The 20,106-nt window shown below is 67.4% G+C and carries 18 protein-coding genes and 1 pseudogene; 10 read left to right on the top strand and 9 right to left on the bottom strand.

Features of this window, described 5'->3' with window-relative positions; all coding sequences use genetic code 11:
* Nucleotides 1–1,526: helicase-related protein (locus APM_RS05585; protein ID WP_039887880.1), on the bottom strand; the 1,526-nt coding region annotated here is incomplete at its 3' end.
* A 137-nt stretch (nucleotides 1,527–1,663) separates the two neighbouring features.
* Here APM_RS05585 and htpG point away from each other — a divergent pair.
* Nucleotides 1,664–3,484: a molecular chaperone HtpG gene (gene htpG, locus APM_RS05580; protein ID WP_007422382.1), complete on the top strand. Its 1,821-nt coding sequence runs from the start codon at nucleotides 1,664–1,666 to the stop codon at nucleotides 3,482–3,484.
* A 46-nt stretch (nucleotides 3,485–3,530) separates the two neighbouring features.
* Here htpG and APM_RS05575 read toward each other — a convergent pair whose 3' ends face one another.
* Both APM_RS05575 and APM_RS05570 read right to left on the bottom strand, forming a co-directional pair.
* On the bottom strand, nucleotides 3,531–4,580 hold the full coding sequence (locus tag APM_RS05575) for a dipeptidase (protein WP_007422381.1): 1,050 nt from the start codon (nucleotides 4,578–4,580) through the stop codon (nucleotides 3,531–3,533).
* 48 nt (nucleotides 4,581–4,628) lie between these two features.
* Entirely contained in the window at nucleotides 4,629–5,141 is a 513-nt protein-coding gene (locus APM_RS05570) for a zinc-ribbon domain-containing protein (RefSeq protein ID WP_007422380.1), read from the bottom strand.
* Nucleotides 5,142–5,226: 85 nt separating this feature from the next.
* Here APM_RS05570 and ftsE point away from each other — a divergent pair, with 85 nt between their 5' ends.
* From ftsE to APM_RS05540, 6 genes are all read left to right on the top strand, one after another.
* Nucleotides 5,227–5,898, top strand: coding sequence for a cell division ATP-binding protein FtsE (ftsE, locus tag APM_RS05565; protein ID WP_007422379.1), 672 nt, complete (start codon nucleotides 5,227–5,229; stop codon nucleotides 5,896–5,898).
* 12 nt (nucleotides 5,899–5,910) lie between these two features.
* Complete coding sequence (locus APM_RS05560) at nucleotides 5,911–6,837, top strand: ABC transporter permease (RefSeq protein WP_007422378.1); 927 nt, start codon at nucleotides 5,911–5,913, stop codon at nucleotides 6,835–6,837.
* Nucleotides 6,834–7,490 carry a YdcF family protein gene (locus tag APM_RS05555; RefSeq protein ID WP_007422377.1) on the top strand — a complete coding sequence of 219 codons (657 nt, stop codon included), beginning with the start codon at nucleotides 6,834–6,836 and terminating at the stop codon, nucleotides 7,488–7,490. Before APM_RS05560 ends, APM_RS05555 begins: the two co-directional genes overlap by 4 nt.
* Nucleotides 7,490–8,188, top strand: a complete 699-nt coding sequence (locus APM_RS05550; protein ID WP_007422376.1) for a 1-acyl-sn-glycerol-3-phosphate acyltransferase — start codon at nucleotides 7,490–7,492, stop codon at nucleotides 8,186–8,188. Before APM_RS05555 ends, APM_RS05550 begins: the two co-directional genes overlap by 1 nt.
* A gap of 249 nt (nucleotides 8,189–8,437) precedes the next feature.
* Entirely contained in the window at nucleotides 8,438–9,031 is a 594-nt protein-coding gene (locus tag APM_RS05545; protein WP_007422375.1) for a DedA family protein, read from the top strand.
* The gene (locus APM_RS05540) at nucleotides 9,028–10,137 is read left to right on the top strand and encodes a hypothetical protein (RefSeq protein WP_007422374.1); all 1,110 of its coding nucleotides are present in this window, start codon (nucleotides 9,028–9,030) and stop codon (nucleotides 10,135–10,137) included. The genes APM_RS05545 and APM_RS05540 overlap by 4 nt, the downstream gene beginning before the upstream one ends.
* A gap of 13 nt (nucleotides 10,138–10,150) precedes the next feature.
* On the opposite strand, the gene APM_RS05535 is transcribed toward APM_RS05540, so the two are convergent.
* The 5 genes from APM_RS05535 to APM_RS05515 are packed head-to-tail and all read right to left on the bottom strand — an operon-like array spanning nucleotide 10,151 to nucleotide 15,938.
* The gene (locus tag APM_RS05535; RefSeq protein ID WP_007422373.1) at nucleotides 10,151–11,689 is read right to left on the bottom strand and encodes a class I SAM-dependent methyltransferase; all 1,539 of its coding nucleotides are present in this window, start codon (nucleotides 11,687–11,689) and stop codon (nucleotides 10,151–10,153) included.
* On the bottom strand, nucleotides 11,686–12,795 hold the full coding sequence (tssG, locus tag APM_RS05530) for a type VI secretion system baseplate subunit TssG (protein ID WP_012040525.1): 1,110 nt from the start codon (nucleotides 12,793–12,795) through the stop codon (nucleotides 11,686–11,688). Before tssG ends, APM_RS05535 begins: the two co-directional genes overlap by 4 nt.
* On the bottom strand, nucleotides 12,792–14,609 hold the full coding sequence (tssF, locus tag APM_RS05525; RefSeq protein ID WP_007422371.1) for a type VI secretion system baseplate subunit TssF: 1,818 nt from the start codon (nucleotides 14,607–14,609) through the stop codon (nucleotides 12,792–12,794). Before tssF ends, tssG begins: the two co-directional genes overlap by 4 nt.
* Nucleotides 14,602–15,123 carry a type VI secretion system baseplate subunit TssE gene (gene tssE / locus APM_RS05520; protein WP_007422370.1) on the bottom strand — a complete coding sequence of 174 codons (522 nt, stop codon included), beginning with the start codon at nucleotides 15,121–15,123 and terminating at the stop codon, nucleotides 14,602–14,604. Before tssE ends, tssF begins: the two co-directional genes overlap by 8 nt.
* Nucleotides 15,123–15,938 (bottom strand): type VI secretion system accessory protein TagJ, encoded by an 816-nt coding sequence (locus APM_RS05515; protein ID WP_007422369.1) that lies wholly within the window; start codon nucleotides 15,936–15,938, stop codon nucleotides 15,123–15,125. Before APM_RS05515 ends, tssE begins: the two co-directional genes overlap by 1 nt.
* A 327-nt stretch (nucleotides 15,939–16,265) precedes the next feature.
* On the opposite strand from APM_RS05515, the gene tssB reads away from it, so the two are divergent.
* From tssB to tssC (APM_RS05500), 3 genes are read left to right on the top strand one after another with little or no spacing between them, the layout of a single operon-like run.
* On the top strand, nucleotides 16,266–16,772 hold the full coding sequence (gene tssB, locus APM_RS05510; RefSeq protein WP_012040523.1) for a type VI secretion system contractile sheath small subunit: 507 nt from the start codon (nucleotides 16,266–16,268) through the stop codon (nucleotides 16,770–16,772).
* A gap of 3 nt (nucleotides 16,773–16,775) precedes the next feature.
* A complete protein-coding gene (gene tssC, locus APM_RS05505) occupies nucleotides 16,776–18,269 on the top strand; it encodes a type VI secretion system contractile sheath large subunit (RefSeq protein WP_007422367.1) in 1,494 nt (497 codons plus the stop codon).
* Nucleotides 18,270–18,289: 20 nt separating this feature from the next.
* Nucleotides 18,290–19,783 carry a type VI secretion system contractile sheath large subunit gene (gene tssC, locus APM_RS05500; RefSeq protein ID WP_007422366.1) on the top strand — a complete coding sequence of 498 codons (1,494 nt, stop codon included), beginning with the start codon at nucleotides 18,290–18,292 and terminating at the stop codon, nucleotides 19,781–19,783.
* Between the two features lie 21 nt (nucleotides 19,784–19,804).
* Here tssC (APM_RS05500) and APM_RS05495 read toward each other — a convergent pair.
* Nucleotides 19,805–20,106 (bottom strand): annotated as a pseudogene (locus APM_RS05495) (type VI secretion system protein TssA); the annotation flags it as partial.

Raw genomic sequence — 20,106 nt, 5'->3', positions numbered from 1 at the left:
CCGTCGATCCGCCCGACCGGATGCCCCTCGACCACCACATCGCCCGCCCGCGTCACGGCGGAAAGCAGCTCGGCGGTCTCGGCCTGTTCCAGCCGCCGGGTCAGCCGCGCCGCCCGGCGATCGACGAAGCGGGCCATCAGCTTCTCGTGGAGCGCGTCCGAGAGCAGGTCCTCCGCCTCGCGCGCGCGGCCCTGCCAGTGCGCGGCATCGCGCACCCAGTCGGCGCGGGCGGCGATATAGGCCCAGATCCGCACCTCGGTCAGCCGCTGCATCAGCGTATCGATATCGCCGTCGGTACGGCCGAGCCCGCCGATCTGCCCAGCCACCCAGTCCTGCGGCAACTCGCCATCGCGCAGCAGATGGGTGAAGACCCGCGCGCAGAGCCGCGTGTGATGGTCGGTGGCGAGCTTGCGGAAATCCGGAATCTGGCACGCCTCCCAGAGCAGCCGCACGGCCCGGCGGCCACGCGCGGCCTCGCGGATCGCCGGGTCATGCGCCAGCGCCGACAGCACCAGAACGTCGGACGCATCGTTGCCGCGCACGAGCCCGGCGCGGTCGGGCGGCGCGAGCAGGCTGGCCAGCAGCGCGTCGGGCGAGGCGAAATCCAGCGCCGCGTTTCGCCAGGCGAGCTGTTCCAGCGGCTCGAAGGCATGCGCCTCGACGGCGCCGACCAGTTCCTCGGTTAGTGGCGGGCAGGTGCCGGTGGTGCCGAACGTGCCATCGCGCATTCCCCGCCCGGCGCGGCCGGCGATCTGCGCCACCTCGCTCGCGGTGAGCAGGCGCGGGCGGTGTCCGTCGAATTTCGACAGCCCGGCAAAGGCGACATGGTCGACATCCATGTTCAACCCCATGCCGATCGCATCGGTCGCGACGAGGAAATCGACTTCCTTTTCCTGATACAGCGCCACCTGCGCGTTGCGCGTGCGCGGCGAGAGCCGTCCCATGACCACCGCGCAGCCGCCGCGCCGGGTGCGCACCGCCTCGGCGATCGCGTAGACCTCGGCGGCCGAGAAGGCGACGATGGCCGAGCGCGGCGGCAGGCGGGAAAGCTTGGCGGGCCCCGCATGCGACAGCTGCGACAGCCGCGGCCGCGTCTCGATCTCGGCCTCGGGCACGAGGCGGCGGAGCAGCCGGCGGATCGTCTCGGCGCCGAGGAACATGGTCTCCACCATGCCGCGCGCGTGCAGCAGCCGGTCGGTGAAGACGTGGCCGCGATCCGGATCGGCGCAAAGCTGGATTTCGTCCACCGCGACGAATTCCACCTTCCGGTCCAGCGGCATGGCCTCGACGGTGCAGCTGAACCAGCGCGCCTCGGCCGGCACGATCTTTTCCTCGCCGGTGATCAGCGCGACATGCCGCGCGCCCTTCGCGGCCACCATCCGGTCGTAATTCTCGCGCGCGAGCAAACGGAGCGGAAAGCCGATGATGCCGGAGGAATGGGCCAGCAGCCGTTCGATGGCGAGATGGGTCTTGCCCGTGTTGGTCGGGCCAAGCACCGCCTTCACACGCGGGGCGAATCCGGACATGCCGCAAGTGTGGCGCTTCCGCCGCCAAATGCAAGGCGCGCCGCCGCGCCAGGTGATTGCAGAAGTGACGCACCTCCCCTATCTCGCACGGCGCAATCCGACCTTCCCGCAAGGGATTTTGCCGAGAGGAACTTCAGATGAACACCGCAACCGCGACCGACCGTCCGTTCGACGCCGAAGTGGGCCGCCTGCTCGATCTGGTGGTTCATTCGCTCTACTCCGAACGCGAGATCTTTCTCCGCGAACTCGTCGCCAACGCCGCCGACGCGACCGACCGGCGCCGCTTCCTCGCCCTGTCGGACGAGAGCCTGGCACTGCCCGAGGGCGCTGCCATCCGCATCAGCATCGACAAGCCGGCGCGAACCATCACCATTGCCGATGACGGCATCGGCATGACGGCGGAAGACCTGGCGAGCCATCTCGGCACCATCGCCCGCTCCGGCACCAGGGCCTTCACCGCGTCCCTCGCCGAGGCCAAGCCCGAGGACCGGCCGAACCTGATCGGCCAGTTCGGCGTCGGCTTCTATTCCGCCTTCATGGTGGCCGACCGCGTCGAGGTGACCTCCCGCCGCGCCGGCACCGATGCCGCGCACAAATGGTCCTCCGAGGGCACCGGCGGCTACCGCATCGAGGCCGCCACCCGCGAGACCCCGGGCACCGACATCGTGCTCCACGTCAAGTCCGATGCCGACGAATTCCTCGAACCCGTCCGCCTCGAGACGATCCTGCGCAAATGGGCCGACCATATCTCCGTCCCGGTCGAGATCGAGCGCGACGGCAAGTTCCAGAAGGCGAACGAGGGCACCGCGCTCTGGCGCCGGCGCAAGGCCGACATCGCCGAGAAGGACTACACCGATTTCTACCGCCATCTCGGCCACATGTTCGACGAGCCCTGGGCGACGATCCACTGGAGTGCCGAGGGCACGGTCGAATTCTCCGCCCTGCTCTTCATCCCCGGCCGCTCGCCCTTCCCGGTGACCGAGGACGACCGCGAATCCCATGTCCGCCTGCACGTGAAGCGGATGTTCATCACCGACGACGCGAAGCTCCTGCCCACCTGGCTGCGCTTCGTCGAGGGCGTGGTCGACACTGAGGATCTGCCGCTCAACGTCTCGCGCGAGATGCTGCAATCCACCCCGGTCCTCGCCCGCATCCGCAAGGCACTGGTCAACCGTGTGCTGGGCGAGATCAAGACCCGTGCGAAGGAGGCCGAGACCTATCGCGGCTTCATCGAGCAGCATGGCCCGATGCTGAAGGAAGGCATCTATGACGACGCCGACCACCGGAACGAAATCGCCGCCCTCGCCCGGTTCCGCAGCACCCATGGCGAGGAGCTGACCTCGCTCGACGACTATGTCACGCGGATGCAGGAGGGGCAGAAGGACATCTACTACATCACCGGCGAGGATCCCGCGCGCCTCGCCGCCTCGCCGCAGATCGAGGGCTTGCGGGCGAAGGGCTACGAGGTGCTGCTGCTCTCCGACCAGATCGATTTCTTCTGGCCCGAACGGCTCGGCACCTACGAGGGGCACAAGCTCGTCCATGCCGGCCAGGCACGCGACATGTTCGACGTCGCGGAGACGCCGGAACCGCTGAAGGCGCTGATCGACGCGCTGAAATCCGCCCTCGGCGAGCAGGTCGGCGAGGTGCGCGCCTCGACCCGCCTGACCGACAGTCCGGCAGCCCTCGCCGCCGGCGAGGCGCAGCCCGACCTCGCCCTGCAACGCCTGCTGCGCCGCGCCGGCCGTCCGAGCTTCGCGCCGCCGCCGGCCCTCGAACTCAACCCCGCGCACCGGCTGATCGAGGGACTCGTCTCCCGCGCCGCCGCCGGCGAGGCGATGGACGACTGGGCCGCCCTGCTGCTCGACCTCGCCCGCATCCAGGATGGCGAATCCCCGGTCGATCCGGCCCGTTTCGCCCGCCTGGTGGCGGACAGGATGGCCGGCAACCCCGCCTGAGGCTCAGTCAGCGGCGCCGACCGGCCCACCCAGTCGGCGCCGCGCCCTACCGAGCCGCCGCCGGAGCTCCGGCGACCGATACGGGTCCCGCCGCGCCCTGCTGCCGCACCTGCTCCGCCTGGCGCAACAGGCGGAGAAAATTGCCGCCCCAGATCTTCTCCAGCGCCGCGCGGTCGTAGCCGCGCCGCACCAGCTCCGCGGTCAGCGCCGGGGTTTCCGCCGCGTTCATGTAGCCGGCGACGCCGCCGCCGCCATCGAAATCGGTGCCGATGCCGACATGCTCGACCCCGATCCGGCGGACCACGTAATCGACATGGTCGGCGATCGCCTCCACCCCGATCTCCGGGGGTTTCGCGCCACGCTTGAGAAACGCCGACACCATGGTGATCTGGATCAGCCCGCCGGTCGCGGCCAGCATGTCGAGCTGCTCGTCGTCGAGATTGCGCGGGTGGTCGCAGAGCGCCCGCGCGCAGGAATGAGTGGCGATCACCGGCGTGCGCGAGAGCCGCGCCGCCTGCATCATTGTCGATTTCGCGGCATGGCTGACATCGACGAGAATGCCGAGCTCGTTCATCCGCGCCACCGCCGCCCGCCCAAGCTCGGAAAGCCCGCCATGCAGCACCGCCGCATCGCCGAATTCGGCGCGCGGGATCGCGGCATCGGCGAGGTCGTTGTGGCCGTTATGGGTCATCGTCATGTAGCGCACGCCGCGCGCGGCAAAGTCATCGAGGGTTGCGAGATCGCCGCCCAGCGCCGCTCCGTTCTCTACCACCGGCACCACAGCGAAACAGCCGTCGCGATGCGCCGCCGCAATCGCATCGGCAGTGGTGGCGAGCACGGCGCCGGGTGCGTTGCCCATCGCGGCGATCGCATCGAGCATCGCCAGCGCCCGCCCCTTCGCCGCACCATGGCCGGCGGCATCGCGCCGCCCCTGCGGCACATAGGCGGCGAAGCACACCGCCCCGACCCCGCCGCGCCGCACCTTCGGCAGATCGACGCAGCGTGGCCCGTCGCTCAGGAAATCCGGCCCCTCCGGCCAGGGAATGTCGACATGGGTATCGATGACGAGAAGATCGGCGAGGTCCTGATGTGTCATGCCCCAACCTCGCCGCACCCGGCGCGCGCGGTCAAGCCCCGGCGCCGCTCAGCCGAGGCCGAACAGCCCGTAGAGCCGCAGGCTGGGCGGCCAGGCGCGGCCGATCGGGCCATGCAGCGCGAACAGCAGGAGAATGAGCACCGCCAGCACCCCGGCCGAAACCATCCACTGCACCCGCAGCGACGGCCAGGGCACAGCCGGCGCCCGGGCCGCAGAGACCAGCGCCGAATCGGGGACCGCGAGCAGGGCCGGCGCGGACATCGCCCGCGACGCCTCCGTTTCGCCTCCCTCCGGTTCGCCTCCTTCAGGGTCGGACGCCTCCGGTCCGGGCGTCGCTTCGGCCGTGGGGCCGGCAGCGTCACCCACCGGCGCCGCGTCCGCCTCCGTCGCATCAGGGGCAGCGGGCGCGCCGGCCTCGTCAACCGCCGCTTCCGGCGACAGGTCCCAGACATGCCCGCACGTCGCGCACCGCACGGCGGCGGGTAGCCGCGCCGCCATCTCGGCCGGCAGCTCGTAGACAGCCTCGCATTTCGGACAGGCGGCGCGCATGACGATTTTCATGGCAGCTTCGCTCCGGCCGCGCAACCGTCCGGGCGATCGTTGCGCGCCGGTTGATCGCGGCCGGGAGGCGGGGCATTGAAGGACCATGATCCGCTTCACCCATGTCGGGCTGCGCTATGGCAAGTCGGCGGGCACCGCGTCCGTCGCGCTCGAGAACATTGATTTCGAGATCCCGGAAGGCGGGTTCCGCTGGCTCACCGGCCCGTCGGGCGCCGGCAAGACCAGCCTTCTCAAGCTGACCTATCTGGCCCTGCACCCGAGCGAGGGGCGGATCGACCTGTTCGGCACCCCCACCGCCCGGCTCGACCGGCGGGGCACCGCGCTGCTGCGCCGGCGGATCGGCGTGGTGTATCAGGATTTCCGTCTGCTCCAGCACCTCACCGCGTTCGACAACGTGGCGCTGCCGCTGCGCCTCGCCCGGCGCAAGGAGGCGCAGGTCCGCGCCGATGTCACCGAACTGCTCCGCTGGGTCGGCCTGTCCGGCCGGCTCGACCACCGGCCGGACGAGATGTCCGGCGGCGAACAGCAGCGGGTCGCGATCGCCCGCGCGGTGATCGCCAAGCCCTCCCTGCTCGTCGCCGACGAACCCACCGGCAATCTCGACGACGACCAGGCCGAGCGGCTGATGCATCTCATCCGCTCGCTGAACCGGCTCGGCACCACGGTGATCGTCGCCACCCACAATCTCGGCCTGGTCGCCCGCCACCCGGCGCCGATGATCGAGCTGCAGGACGGAAGAATGACATGGCACGGCTAGGCACACCCCGGCATGGCTAGGCGGCGCCATGCCTCGCGCGCCGACCGGATCGGCCTGCGCGCCGCGATGGCGGACCGGCTGCTGCCCTTCGTGGTGGCGGCCATGTCCTTCCTCGCGGCGCTGGCGCTGGCCGGCAGCATCGCCGCCGGCACGCTGGCCACGCGCTGGCTCAGCGGCGCGCAGGGACTGATGACCATCGAGGTTTCCAACCCATCGGCGCCGGCCGCAGCCGCAGGCGCTTCACGCGTGGATGCCGTGCTCCAGCTGGTCAGGGCCATGCCGGGCCTCGCCGATGCACACCGGCTGTCAGACACGGAATTGGCGGGCCTGCTGAAGCCATGGCTTGGGGCGGCCGCCGACGACGGCAGCCTGCCCATCGCGCTGCCAGCGATAATCGTGGTGCATGCCACAACCGGCGCTGCCGACCCCGCATCCATCGCGACGGTGCTGGACCGAGCCGCACCGGGCACTTTGGTCGATTCCGGATCGCGCTGGGCCGATCGTCTTGCGGAACTCACGGCCAGCATCCGCGCCTCCGCCGCGGCGATCCTCGTGATCGTGGCGCTGGTCGCCGCCTCGGTTGTCGCCGTCGCGGTGCGTGCCGGCCTTGCCCAGCGGCGCGAGGCCATCGAGATCATCCACGGCCTCGGAGCGCTCGATTCCGACATCGCCAACCAGTTCGCCGGCCGTGCCATGCGCCTCGCAGCGGTGGGCGGGCTGATCGGCGGACTCGCCGCGCCGCCTGTGCTGGCCTGGCTTGGCCATCTCGCCGCGGGTCTGATCATTGCGGCGCCGCCTTCGGCCGGTGGGTCCGGCGGGCTGGCGGGGCTGCCGCCGCTGCTGGTCGCAACGCCGGTGATCTTCACACTTGCCGCCGCGCTGATCGGCTGGATCGCCGCGCAAGTGACCGTACGCGGTTGGCTCAGGCGGCTGACATGAATGCTTCGGACGACATGGGCCTTGGCCGCCGCCGCCGCCCTACCCGCCGGCGCCTCGGGCTCTGGCGGTGGCCGTTGCGTGCCGTGCTCGCGCTGGTCGTCCTCTGGCTGGTCGGTTTCGCCTGGTTCCTCGGCGATATTGCCGAGGAACGCCCGATCAACCCCATGCCACATGCGGGGGGAATCGTCGTGCTTACCGGCGGGGCGGATCGGGTAAAGGCTGGCCTGGAATTGCTGATGGCAGGCGCCGCGCCGCGGCTGCTGATCTCGGGCGCCGGCAACGGGACCTATCTCGGCGATTTCACGGCTCGCGACGGGATCGACGCGAACGCCAAGGCCACCGATATCACCGTTGGCCACGCCGCCGCCACCACGCGGGGTAATGCGCGGGAAACCGCCGCCTGGGCCAGCCGGCACCATATCGGCTCGCTCGTCGTGGTGACCGCGGACTACCACATGCCCCGCGCGCTGCTCGAACTGCACCGCGCCTTGCCAGGTGTGACACTGATCCCCGAGCCGGTTCGCCCGCCGGCGATGACCAATCCGGGGCAACCCCACATGCTGAAGATCCTCGTGACCGAATTCTGCAAATACATCGTCGTGCGGCTCCGTCTCGGCGGAATCGCGGCGCACAGCATCAAGGCCCACGGCTGATGTTTCTGGCCGGCTCGCTGCTGTTCCATGCTTTCATCATCCTGTCCGGAATTACCGCCGGACTCTGGGCGCACATCCTGTTGCGCGTTGCTCCCGAGAAAGTGCTTCCCTTCGGCCAGGCCTGGGCGCGGCTGGCCCTTGGCGCGCTGCGCGTGCTTTGCGGCATCAGGATCGCCTACGAAGGGCTAGAGAACATTCCGGACGGACCGGTCATCCTCGCCGCGCAGCACCAGTCTGCGCTCGACACGATGATCTGGTTCACGCGCCTGCCCAAGCCCGCCTACGTCATGAAGCAGGAACTTTCCCGCTTGCCGGTTCTCGGGCCGCTGCTCATCCCCTCGGGCCAAATCCCGCTTGACCGTGCCGGCGGCGCGAAGGCCTTGCGCGAACTCACCGAACGCGTGCGTGCCGCCGCCGCGGCCGGACGCCAGATCATCATCTTCCCCGAAGGCACCCGTGTCGCGCCAGGGACAAGGGGACATCTGCAGCCCGGCATCGTCGCGATTGCCCGCGCAACCGGCCTGCCGGTGATACCCATATCGACCGACTCGGGACTGTGCTGGGGCCGGAACGCCATCCGCAAGCACCCGGGAACGGTGCATGTGCGGGTTCATCCGCCTCTGCCACCGGGGCTTGATCGAGCGACGATGCTCGGCGCCCTCGAAAATGTGTACTATCCTTCGACACCCTGTGGATAAATCTGTGCGCAATTATCGGATGAGTCTGAGGAACTTTGTGAGTATATTTTCATAAGTTATTGTTTAAAAATGAAAATCTCCTTATGTTCTCTCGGACTCGACCACGCCCTCATCAGTGGGGATAATTGCCGGCGAAAAGCCGCCGGTTTCGGGCATGAAGGCTGAATGCCTTGCCTCGCCCGGAAGGGGCCCAACCGCCGCGAAAGCCGGAATTGGTAAAATCTTCCGTTTCCCTTATGTGAATGTCTCATGTGGTTAACCGACTTCAGCACCTTGCTCGGCTCGGCGGCAGGCAGTCCGCCGCTCGAGATCACGACGATCATCCTCGGCACCTTTATTCTTGAGGATGCCGCGACCCTGCTTGCCGCGATGCAGGTCGCCGCGGGCGCCGTATCGCTGCCGATCGCTCTGGGCTCGCTCTACGCCGGCATCGTGCTCGGCGATATCGGGCTCTACTGGCTGGGCCGCCTGTCGGGACGGCATCCCTGGGCGCATCGCCTCGTGCCGCAGCGCCGACGCGACATCGGGCGGGACTGGGTAAGCGTCCGGATCATTCCCGTCGTGCTGGTCAGCCGTTTCGTTCCGGGGCTCCGGCTGCCGACCTACACCACCTGCGGCTTCCTGCGCGCTCCCTTCCTTGCCTTCGTTGCGGCGGCGATCCTCGCGACGCTGGCCTGGACGAGTCTGCTTTTCTTCATCAGCCTGAAGCTCGGCGTGCTGATGCTGCGCTATCTCGGCCCCTGGCGCTGGGCCGGATTGGCGGTTTTCGTTCTGATCCTGATCATGATAGGCAGGATCGCTGCACGGTGGCATGCTGGCCGGATCGGAAAGGACGCCTCATGAGCGATGTCTCCCCCGCATCGAGTCTCTCGGCGGGCCCTGCGGGGCGAAGCGGCGCCAAGCCCGTATCGTTCTTCGAGTATTGGCCGGGCTTCGTGTTTTATGCCCCGGTTGCGTTGTTCTGGGCGTTTCAGACGATCCGTCATCGCAGCGTGACCCTTCCCGCACTGACCAACCCGCGAATCGAAGCCGGCGGAATTTGCGGCGAGTCGAAGAATGATATCCTCGATCTCGCCGGCCCCGAGGCCCGGCGCTGGATTGCTCCCCATGTCGGCATCACAACCCCCGCGCATCCGGGCGGCGACCTCGCCATGGCCGAGGCCGCGATGAACGAGGCGGGCCTCGCCTATCCCGTGGTCGTGAAGCCGGACATGAGTTGCAACGGTGCCGGTGTGCGCCTCGTCGAGGATGGCGCCGCCCTCGCCCGCTATCTCACCGAATTCCCGCGCGCGACCCGCCTGCAGATCCAGGCGCTGGTCCCACACGAGGGAGAGGCCGGCATCTTCTACATCCGCGAGCCCGGCGCCGCCCGCGGCCGCATCACCTCGATCACGCTGAAATACGCCCCCGTGGTCACCGGCGATGGCCGCGCCCGCATCCGCGACCTGATCGAAGCCGACCCGCGGCTGAACGCCGTTTCGTCATTGTTGCTCGCCAAACTCGGCACCGAAGCAGCGCGCGTGCCAGCGGCTGGCGAACGCGTCCGGCTCGTCTTCGTCGGCAATCACTGCCGCGGCTCTACCTTCAAGGACGGCCGGCATCTCATCACCCAGGAACTCACCGACCGGATCGACGCGATCGCGCGCGACATCCCGGATTTCCATTTCGGCCGCTTCGACCTGCGCTACGCCTCGGCCAGCGGGCTGCGCCGCGGCGAGGGCTTCACCATCATCGAGATCAACGGCGCCGGGTCCGAAGCCACCCATATCTGGGACCCGGAAACCTCGATCGTCGAGGCCTATCGGACGCAGTTCTTCCATTATGGCGCGGCGTTCCGCATCGGCGCCGCGATGCGTGCCCGTGGCGTGCCACGTTACGGGGTACGTCGGCTGTTCCAGGCCTGGCGCCGCCAGAAGGCGCTGATGGCGCTCTACCCAGCCAACGACTGACCGCAGCGCGACTTCAGCAGGGCAGGCCGAGCGCCGCCAGCGTCGCCCGGCTGTTACGCAGGAACCCCTCCACCCCGTCGGCCATCGCCTGCCGCAAGTCCTGCTCCTGATTAGGCAGCGCCGCCTCCAACCAACCTTCGATGGTCGCGCGATCCGGCGTCGGAAGCGCTTGCCCCACCGTGGCGTCGCTCAACCAGTCGTGCTGCCGCAGCACCGCGAAGGCCCCCACCGCCGGCAGATTGAACGCACCGCCCAGCGCGGGCACCGCCAGCCCGATATTCCGGTTCCACGGGCCAGCCCCGATCTGCTCGGCAAACATCGCTGCGTTCAGCGCAACCGCCTGGCGGGTCATCGGCAGGCCAGGTGACGCAACCATCACCGCCTGGCCGGTGCCGACCAGCATGGCGACGAGTTCGGCCGGGTTATCGGCCGCAGGCGAGCGACCGGGTGGCCGGGCCACGTCGAGCAGTTCGCCGACCCGCGCGACGCCTTGCGCCAGCCTGGCAAACACAGGTTCGTAGAACGACGCGTTCATCGTCGCCTCGCCCGACGCGGTCTGAAATTTCAGCGAGCGATGCGTACTTGGCACCGAAAGCCCAAGCGCGAGATCCTTGAGGGCCTGATCGCGCGCGCCCGTTGCAAGACGCCTTTCGCCGCGAACATAGATGTCGTGCCGCAACGGCCGGCCGAGCGTGAGGTCCTTGACCAGCTCGGTCATTGCAGGATCTTCGAACTCCCGCGCCAAATCGAGCGCCACCGGCGGCAGGACGAGCTCGACAAAATTATCCAGCAGATGGGGCGATCCCACGTAGCTGAACTTCGCCTCCGCGAACGCCTCGACGACATCCGCATGGAAGCAGGGGCGCCAGTTCGCATTCATGAATTCGTGCGCGAGATAGGCGCCCGGCTTGTCGGCCAGCGCGCGCAATATGGCCTGGGCCTTTTCGTCGGCGCGTTCCCCGTCCTGCCCCACCAGCCGGCGGACAATCTCGAAACCGCGCTCCGCCTGCCGGTCCGCCCGAAAGGCAAGGCGACGCCCCGCCTCACGCATGAGCCGCTGCAACCCGATCATCCCGCCCCAGCCCGGCTGGACATTGTAGCTGACATGGCAAAACCCGCCCGGCACAAGCCGTTCGGCCAGCAGACGGACGATCCCCGCGCGCACCTGATCGTCCACCCAAGTCCAGACGCCATGCAGGCTTGCCGCATCCACCGGGGCAAGGTCGGCGCCATCGAACCTCGCCAGATCGGCCTCGATGAAACGGCAATTGCCGATGCCGGCACGGGCGGCCAGATCGCGCGCCGCAGCGACATGGCCCGGATTGAAGTCAATCCCGGTCACCGTCCATCCAGGATTGGTCGCGGCAAGGACGAGTGCCGTAAAGCCCCGTCCCGACCCGATATCGAGGAAATGAAAGGACTCATCCGGAGCTGCCATGCGCGCGGCGCGGCCGGTCAGCAACGCCACGAGGGCCATGAGCCGCGGCGACTGCTCCACATAATAGCTGGGGGCATAGGCGATGTCGGTCACATATCCGCTGCCCCAACTCATGCGGCTCTCCGCGCCAAAGCGGGGTCGAGCGCCGGCAAGGCCTCGATCGATCCGGCCGCGAACATCGCCTGATCGGCCTTTCGGCCCCCGCTCATCGCTGCGGCGGGTGCGGGCAGCCACCCGGTCCAGGACAGGCGTGGCGCATCGGGGCCGCCAAGCCGTAATGACGGAACGTCAGCAGGATCCAGTACAAGATTCACGGCAAAATCCACCTCCATGCCGACATACGCCCGCACCAGCGACACAAGCTCGCGCAGCAGCGGCCGGTCGGGCAGCAGCGCCGCGAAGGCAGCGCGCGACAGCGGACCAATGCGGATAACGAAACGTGCCTGCTGGTCATAGGCCCTGGCGCCGGCGGCGCAGTCCATACCCAGGCGGTTGAACTGGCCGGGAAGCCTGCCACGCGGCATCCGGCTCTGCTCATCAGGCCCGATCCTGAGCCATGCGCCGGCAAATTCGATGATCTCGACCGGCCGTTCCAGCCAATCGCTCAGCATCGCCTCAAGCCGGCTGGCCGAACGCGGCCAGGTTGCGAAAAAACCTGCATAATGCAGGATCGAACCCCGACCCGCCGTCAGCCGGCCGACCAGGTCCGGCGAACCATAGCCGGTCAGCGCAAGCAGCGCGCGCTCGGCCGGATCGGCCGACCCATGGTCCGCTGCCCCGGTGTGCCGCGCGACCTCGGCGGCAAGATGCGGGCGATACTTTGTTCCGGCGACCGCGAAAGCCGAGATGATGCGCTGCGAGAGAAGGTCGAAGAAGGCTGCCGTCGCCGGTGAGCGGGCGCGGTTCGCGCCGGCGACGAGTTCGGTATACCAGCGGGGCAAGGGGCTCGATGCGCCCAGCAGGCCGATGAGCCGTGTCGCAATCCGGCCTCGCGGCTCGTCGGGAGCGGGCGCCTCGGCCTCATCGATTTCGGCGGCCGGATGGCCGAGGGACAGTGGGGTGGTGAAGCGTATCGCGTCGCCAGGATCGCTTCGCCCCGAGGCCAGCCAAAGCAGCCGGACCGCAGCGCCGAAACGAAAGTGCCAGGGCTCGGCAGTCAGCCGGTCGAGCACGCCGATTGGCGTCCGCCGGCGCCGGTGGCTGTCCGCCGGTCGGTTCACAGCAGCGTCCGGTAGCCGGCGCGGGGCGGAAAGCGCTTCACCGGATCGATCCGCCCGCGCAAGCGCAGGGTGGTGCGGACGAAGGAATTGATCGTGCCATGCAGCGCGAGGAACCGCTCAAGAACGGCTCCGAGCAGGAACAGCCCATTGTCGTGATACGCTTTCGACTCGAATTCGAGCGCGATATCAAGCCCGCGGCAGAAACTGCCTGCCCGGCCACCCGGCACCCGGGCCGTGCCAGGCCGCGCCGTTACCGCGACCAGCGCTTCGATCGCACCGCGCGTCTCGGCGGTGCCTGCCCGGTCGTAGAGGCGCAGCACGTCACGCAACGCAGCCGCTCCTTCGGCGCCGCCGACGACCGAAAGATGGCCGAGCGACAGGTGCGAGATCAGCCGCCAGGCACCGCGTTCGGCGAGGTCCGGCCGAAGCGTCGCGCCAGGCGGCGTCAGGCAGGCGATGCCCGCGATGCCGTCATGTGGCGACAATGCCGTCAGCACGGGATGGCCGCCGCCGAACGGCAGGGCCGCCGGCAGGTCGCGGTTCAGGCACATCGCCTCGACCGAAAGCACCTTGTCGCCCGGCGCATGCGCATCGAAATCGGCGCCGAACGGCGCGATAAACGTCTCGGTACCGCCCACCGCGACCGGTGCCGGCCGCCGCGCCTCCAGATACTGGCCACCCACATCGCTGTCCTCGACCCGCCCGACGCGATAGAATGGCAACCACGGCGCAGTGTTGCCGGCAGCATCGGTTTCGGTCACCGCGGTGATTCCCCACACCTCGAAGGCACCAACCCCCCTGGCATCCGGAATCACCCGATATTCCGTCTCGGTCTGGTCGAGCCGGATCGGTTCGCAGCGCTGTGGAAAGATATTGACCATCGGCGTGCAACCGAGCGCGAGATGTTCGGTGCCCAACGCTCGTTCCAGCTCGGTCATCGAGCGATCAAAATAGATGAAGATTTCGAGTCTGTTCCGATCAAGCACGAGTGTGCGCCGATCGAGACCATCGATGTCGAAAAAGCGGAACTTGTCGGAGAAGGCGAAATATTCGGTTAGCAGCCGGAATCCGGCGAAGCCGCGCGCCGGCCAGGGCAACAGCGCCTCGTCATCGGCAAAGCCGACCGGGCGCACCGAAGCCGGATCGAGCAGCACCGGCGCCGGATCGCCCGGCGCCTCGGCAAGCGCGACGCCGATCACGTGCGCGGCGAGCATTTCATGCAGATGCGGCGCAATCGCCGGGCCGCCGCGGAGGAACAGGCGCAGCCGGTCCATCCCCAGCTTCGCGAAGGTCATGTCCGGCGCCATCGTCTCGACCACGATCCGCAGAACCGAGGCAGCGCCGGCGGCGAGCGGATTGGCGGGCGCCACGAAAGGCTGTCCCGAAAGGCGCGCCTGGGCAATCCGCACCGGCCATAGCGTCACCGGATAGGCGGTACGGAACCGGCAGGGATGGCCGCGAACCCGCTCGGTCTCGATCGCAAAGCCAGCGTCGATCTCCGCTCCGCCCTGCAGATCCGCCTTGGGAGTGAACTGGACGATCGCGCTCGATGGCACGGGCGCAAGGAAGCCGGGATACAGGGCGGAAAGCAGCGCATCGGTCAGTTCGGGGAACTCGTCGTCGAGCCGCTGATGCACCCTCGCTGAGAGATAGGCGACGCCGTCGAGCAGCCGCGCCACATGGGGGTCGTCGATCGCGTCGGGCGAAAGCCGCAAGCGGCCGGCGATCTTGGGGTGCGCATCCGCGAACTCGCCGGCCAGCTTGCGGATCGCCACCAGTTCGCGGTTGAAATACGGCAGCAGCCGGTCAGACACCGCCTTCCCCCTTCACCTCGATCTCGGCCGAGGTTGAGTCGACCACAGTGTTGAAACTGATCGGCTCAGGTGCCGGCTCGGCATGCAGCAGCCCCTCGATCCGCATGTAGAGCGTGGGGTCCAATGGGTTCTCGGCCTTGACGAGCGTCACCGAGACGCGGGCAAATCGCGGCTCGAACTGGCGGATCGTGCGTTCGACTTCCGCGCGGAACGCCTCGCGCGCGCCTGTGGCGCTCATGCTGCCGGCGGTGTAGTCCGGCAATCCGTAGCCTGCGATCGAGTTGCGCAACTCTGCCAGCGCCGGCGGCAATGCACGCCAGCGGCGCTTCGCATTCAACAGCGCCTCAAGGTCGCGGCGTACCGACCGGCGCAGCATGTTGAGCGCTTCGCCGGCGGACAGCGGCCGATCCCGATCGCGATCGGGTTCATCGTCCAGCAATCGGTCGAGCAGCGACAGTTGTACCCGCGCGCCCGCGTCGCGCACCCGGTCGCTGAAGCCGATCGGGCCGCTCATCAGGAGAACACGATCTCGCCAAGCTCCATTACGGGCACGGCCGCCTCGCCGACCAGGAACTCACGCTGACCAACACCGGTCACAAGGCCGCCCTGTTCGATCCAGTCCGTCGCCCGTCCGAGCCGGAATTCGGGGGCGAGCGACGCATCGCCCGCCGCATAGGTCACCGGCATGTAGACGTCGCCATCGGGCCCGTCATGCACCGCAAGCGTCGCGCGCCGCCAGATCAGGTCGCGCGGCCGCTCCGGCGGATGAAAGGTCACCTCCGTCACGCGCGAAATCGGGATCCAGAAATATTTCCCGGTCGTGGTCAGGACTTCGAAAATCCCGCCGCAGATGTCGCTGGCATCGCGGAAATCCGCGAAGGCGCTCCCGTCGGCAGTTCCGGCCCGCGCGCCGCGTCCGGCCTCGGCTGTCTCCGCCGCGCGCCTCGCCGCCTCGGCATCGCCGTCACGCAACGCGACCAGGGCCGCCAGAAGTGCTGTTTCGATATCGCCCGGTCCGCCGAGGAACTCAGGCACTCGCCCGTCACGATACAATTGCCGGCGCGCCGTCTCGGCACGGAGAAGCTGGCGGAATTCGGCAACAACGATGCTTGCACTCGGGTCAAGCTGGCCCGCGGCATCGAGCAGGACATCGGCGCGCTCGATATTGCCGGCGAAGACAAGGAGTTCGGCGAGCAGCACCCGCGCCGACAGATCCGACGGGCTGGACTTCACCTTCGCCGTTGCAGCCGCGATCGCATCATCGAGGCGCCCGGCACGGAACAGCGCGCCCACGCCGGAATCGTCGCTCTTTGCTGCGCCATCCGCCATGGTCTTGTCCTCCTCGAATTTTCTGATGGTGAATGATGTTATTCAATCAGGGAATGCCACGCAATGGAAGCGTCCGGGCGACATCCCGCGCTTCGGCCTGTGATCACCGTCACGCTCGCGACACGAAAAACCCACTTTCGTGCGGTGTGAACCTCATGACCGGGCAAGTCCACTAGATGGCCAGCGCACACTCTGTTACATCCGTTTCCAGTTGACCATCGGTTAAGACCGGGCCTACCATTATAAAAAATACAGGTGCCGGCAGCGCCCCTTGGAACTCATGAGACTGATTCACGACTTTTTGTGATTATTTTGGGAGATCGGACGATGAGTGGCAGTATCCACGAGAAACTCAACCGCGTACGGAAGCCGCGCGTGCACATTACCTACGATGTCGAAACCGACGGCGCGCAGATCGCACGCGAACTGCCATTCGTGATGGGCGTGATGGGCGATTTCTCCGGCGACCCGACGCAGCCGCTGAAGCCGCTGTCGGAGCGGAAATTCGTCCAGATCGACCGCGACAACTTCAACGATGTCATGGCCCGCATGGCGCCCGGCCTGAAGCTGAAGGTGGACAACACCCTGGCCGATGACGGCACGCAGATGGCGGTTGACCTGAAATTCAACAGCATCGAGGATTTCGATCCCGAGCGTGTCGTCGAGCAGGTTCCTGCCCTCAAATCCTTGCTGGAGACGCGCAACAAGCTGCGCGACCTGATGAGCAAGGCCGATCGATCGGAAGAACTTGAGTCGCTGCTTGAACAGGTTCTTCAGAATGAAGCCGAACTGAAATCGCTCTCGGGCGAACTCGGCCTCGGCAAGGAGGGCTGACCGATGTCACAGAGCCAATCCGAAACGGCGGCAGCCGGCGCAACGCAAACCGGGGAAGCCGTCTCGCTGCTCGACCAGGTCGTCGGCGCAACCAAGCAGACCGAGCCCGATCATGCCCAGGAACTCGTCAAGACGCTCGTCCAGGAAGCCCTCTCCGGCACCGTCACCTTCGACAAGAACCTCACCCGCACGATCGACCGCGCCATCGCCGCGATCGACGCGCGGATGTCCCGCCAGCTCAACGCGATCATGCACGACGCGAAATTCCTCAAGCTCGAGGGCAGCTGGCGCGGCCTGCATCACCTGGTGATGAACTCCGAGACGGGCACGTCGCTCAAGCTCAAGGTCATCAACATGTCGAAGCGGGATCTGAACAAGGATCTCACCAAGGCCGTCGAGTTCGACCAGAGCCAGCTCTTCAAGAAGATCTACGAGAACGAGTTCGGCACTCCCGGCGGCGAGCCCTATGGCGCGCTGATCGGCGACTACGAATGGTCGAACCATCCGGACGACATCGAGACTCTGCGCCTCGTCTCCAACGTCGCTGCGGCGGCCTTCGCGCCGTTCATCTCGGCGGCTGGTGCGGGCATGTTCGGCTTCCAGGACTGGACGGAACTCTCAAAGCCGCGCGACCTCGCCAAGATCTTCGACACCGCCGAATACGCGAAATGGCGCGGCTTCCGCGAAACCGAGGATGCGCGCTTCGTCTCGCTGGTGATGCCGCGCACCCTCGCCCGCGTGCCCTACGGCGCCAGCACCTCGCCGGTGGAGAGCTTCAACTACGAGGAAGCGCCGTTCGATGCGAGCGGCGCCGCCCGGCCGATGGACCATCACGACTATTGCTGGATGAACGCGGCCTACATGATGGGCGAGCGGCTGACCGCGAGCTTCGCCTCCTCGGGCTTCTGCGTCGCGATCCGCGGCGCCGAGGGCGGCGGCAAGGTCGAGAACCTGCCCTTCCACGTCTTCCAGTCCGATGACGGCGACACCGATGCGAAATGCCCGACCGAAATCGGCATCACCGACCGGCGCGAGTTCGAGCTTTCCAATCTCGGCTTCCTGCCGCTCTGCCACTACAAGAACACCGACTATGCCGTGTTCTTCGGCGCCCAGTCGGTGCAGAAGCCGAAGAAATACGACCGGCCGGACGCCACCGCTAACGCCGCGATCTCCGCTCGCCTGCCCTACATCATGGCCTCCTCCCGCTTCGCGCATTTCCTCAAGGTGATGGCGCGCGACAAGATCGGCTCCTTCATGGAGGCGAAGGACTGCGAGAATTGGCTGAACCGCTGGATCGGCAACTATGTCAACGCCAACCCCGATGCCGGCCAGGAAATGAAGGCCCGATATCCGCTGCGCGAGGCCAAGGTCGAGGTCAAGGAGATCCCGGGTAAGCCCGGCTCCTACAACGCGGTGGCCTATCTGCGTCCCTGGCTGCAGATGGAGGAACTGACGACCTCGATGCGGATGGTCGCTCGGATCCCGCAGAAGGCCTGAACCAGCAAACGAGTTCCGCAATGCTGCGAGAGGCGGTTCTCGCCGGTCACTTTTTTGGCGAGCGCCACCGTGGCGCAGCTTCGGAACTCGCCTCCTTCCTCGTGGCGAAGCCGGGCCAGGCGCTGCAAGCCTGGTTCGGTGAGGCGGCCACGCTCGATCTTCTCCGCAATCCCAAGGCGCTCGCCGCCCGGATCGATCGGGACATCGCCGCCATAGATGCCCTTCTCTCGGATCAACTCGACACGATCCTGCACAATCCGCGCCTGACCCGGCTCGAAGGCAGCTGGCGCGGGCTGTTCTGGCTGGCCTCGCATATCGAACCGGGCAGGACCATCAAGCTACGCGTGCTGCACGCATCCTGGAGCGAAATCTGCCGCGATCTCGAACGCGCGCCGGAATTCGACCAGAGCGAGACCTTCCGCCGCATCTACGAAGACGAATTCGGCACGCCCGGCGGTGAGCCCTATGGTCTTCTGGTGATGGACTACACGATCCGACATCGCCCATCGGCCGACTCACCGAGCGACGACGTTTCGGCATTGGCGGCGCTTTCCGCTGTCGCGGCCGCGTCCTTCGCCCCGATGATTTTCAGCGCCTCACCGACACTCTTCGGCGTTGACCGGATGGAGGAACTTTCGGGCGTGGCCGATCCGGCGAGTCTGTTCACCGGACTGGAATATCGCCGTTTCCGCAATCTCGGCCTTCGCGACGACATGCGCTTCATCGGGCTCGCTCTGCCGCGCCTTCGTGCGCGCGCCCCATGGACTGACGCACCAGGCGCCCCCAGCCTCTTTCCCTATTGCGAGCGGATCGAGGACAGCGAAGACATGGTCTGGTTCGCGCCTGGCTACGCGGTGGCGTTCGTCGTTGCCCGTGCGATGGCAACCTATGAATGGCCGGCGGACATGCGCGGCTATCTCGAGGACTGGCCGGGTGGCGGCCTGTTCACCGCCGGTACCGCAGCTGTCTTCTCCGCCGACCCGTATGACGGGCTTGACCGGTTCGAACTGGAAATCGCCCTGACCGACCGGCAGGAACGCGGTCTGGTCGATGCCGGGCTCATGCCGCTAACGCCTCTTGGCTACGGTGGGGAAACGGTGATTGGTGCCGCCCGCAGCCTGCAGATGCCGCGCCGCTTCGGCGGGCCGAACACCGAGGCCGCCGATGCCAATGCCCGTCTATCCGCTCAGTTCAACACGATGATCTGCGTCTCCCGCTTCGCTCATTTCCTCAAGGTCATGGGTCGGGACATGACGGGCGCCTTTCGCACCGCAGCCGAAATCGAGCGCACGCTCGGCGACTGGCTGCGCCGCTTCACCAACAGCAACCGCGATGCCGGCCCGGAAACACGGGCACGGTACCCCCTGCTCGACGCATCGGTCCAGGTACGCGAACTGCCGGCAAAGCCAGGTTCGTTCGGATGCGTCATCCACCTCCAGCCGCAATACCAGTTGGACGACATTGCGGCCTCGTTCCGGTTGGTGACCGAGATATCGGCGCCGGGCAATCGCTGAACGGCGCCCGTACCGCCCCGGTCAGTCCGCCGGCGGCTTGATGCCGAGCGCCGTCAGCATCGCCTGGCGCACGCCGGCGTCGGCCAGAATATCCTCGATCAGTTCCGGCCAGGTGAGCCGCGCACGGCGGATCGCCTCATCGAGGGTCAGCGCAATCGGCGATTGCGGTTCGGTGCGGCGGAAGAATTCGGCGATCTCGCCAAGCTGGCGCAGCGCATCCTCACGCGTATAGGGCTTCTTCGCGGCCTGCGCCGGCGCCGGGCCGTCAACGGCGACGGCATCCTCGGCGGCTCCGGCCGCCTCCGCTCCGGCGGCTGCGTCAG

Origin of the sequence: Acidiphilium sp. PM (assembly GCF_000219295.1) — a bacterium.
Taxonomy (GTDB): domain Bacteria; phylum Pseudomonadota; class Alphaproteobacteria; order Acetobacterales; family Acetobacteraceae; genus Acidiphilium; species Acidiphilium multivorum.
The sequence above is the reverse complement of the archived record's forward strand: the minus strand, read 5'-3'. Positions and strand labels throughout refer to the sequence as shown.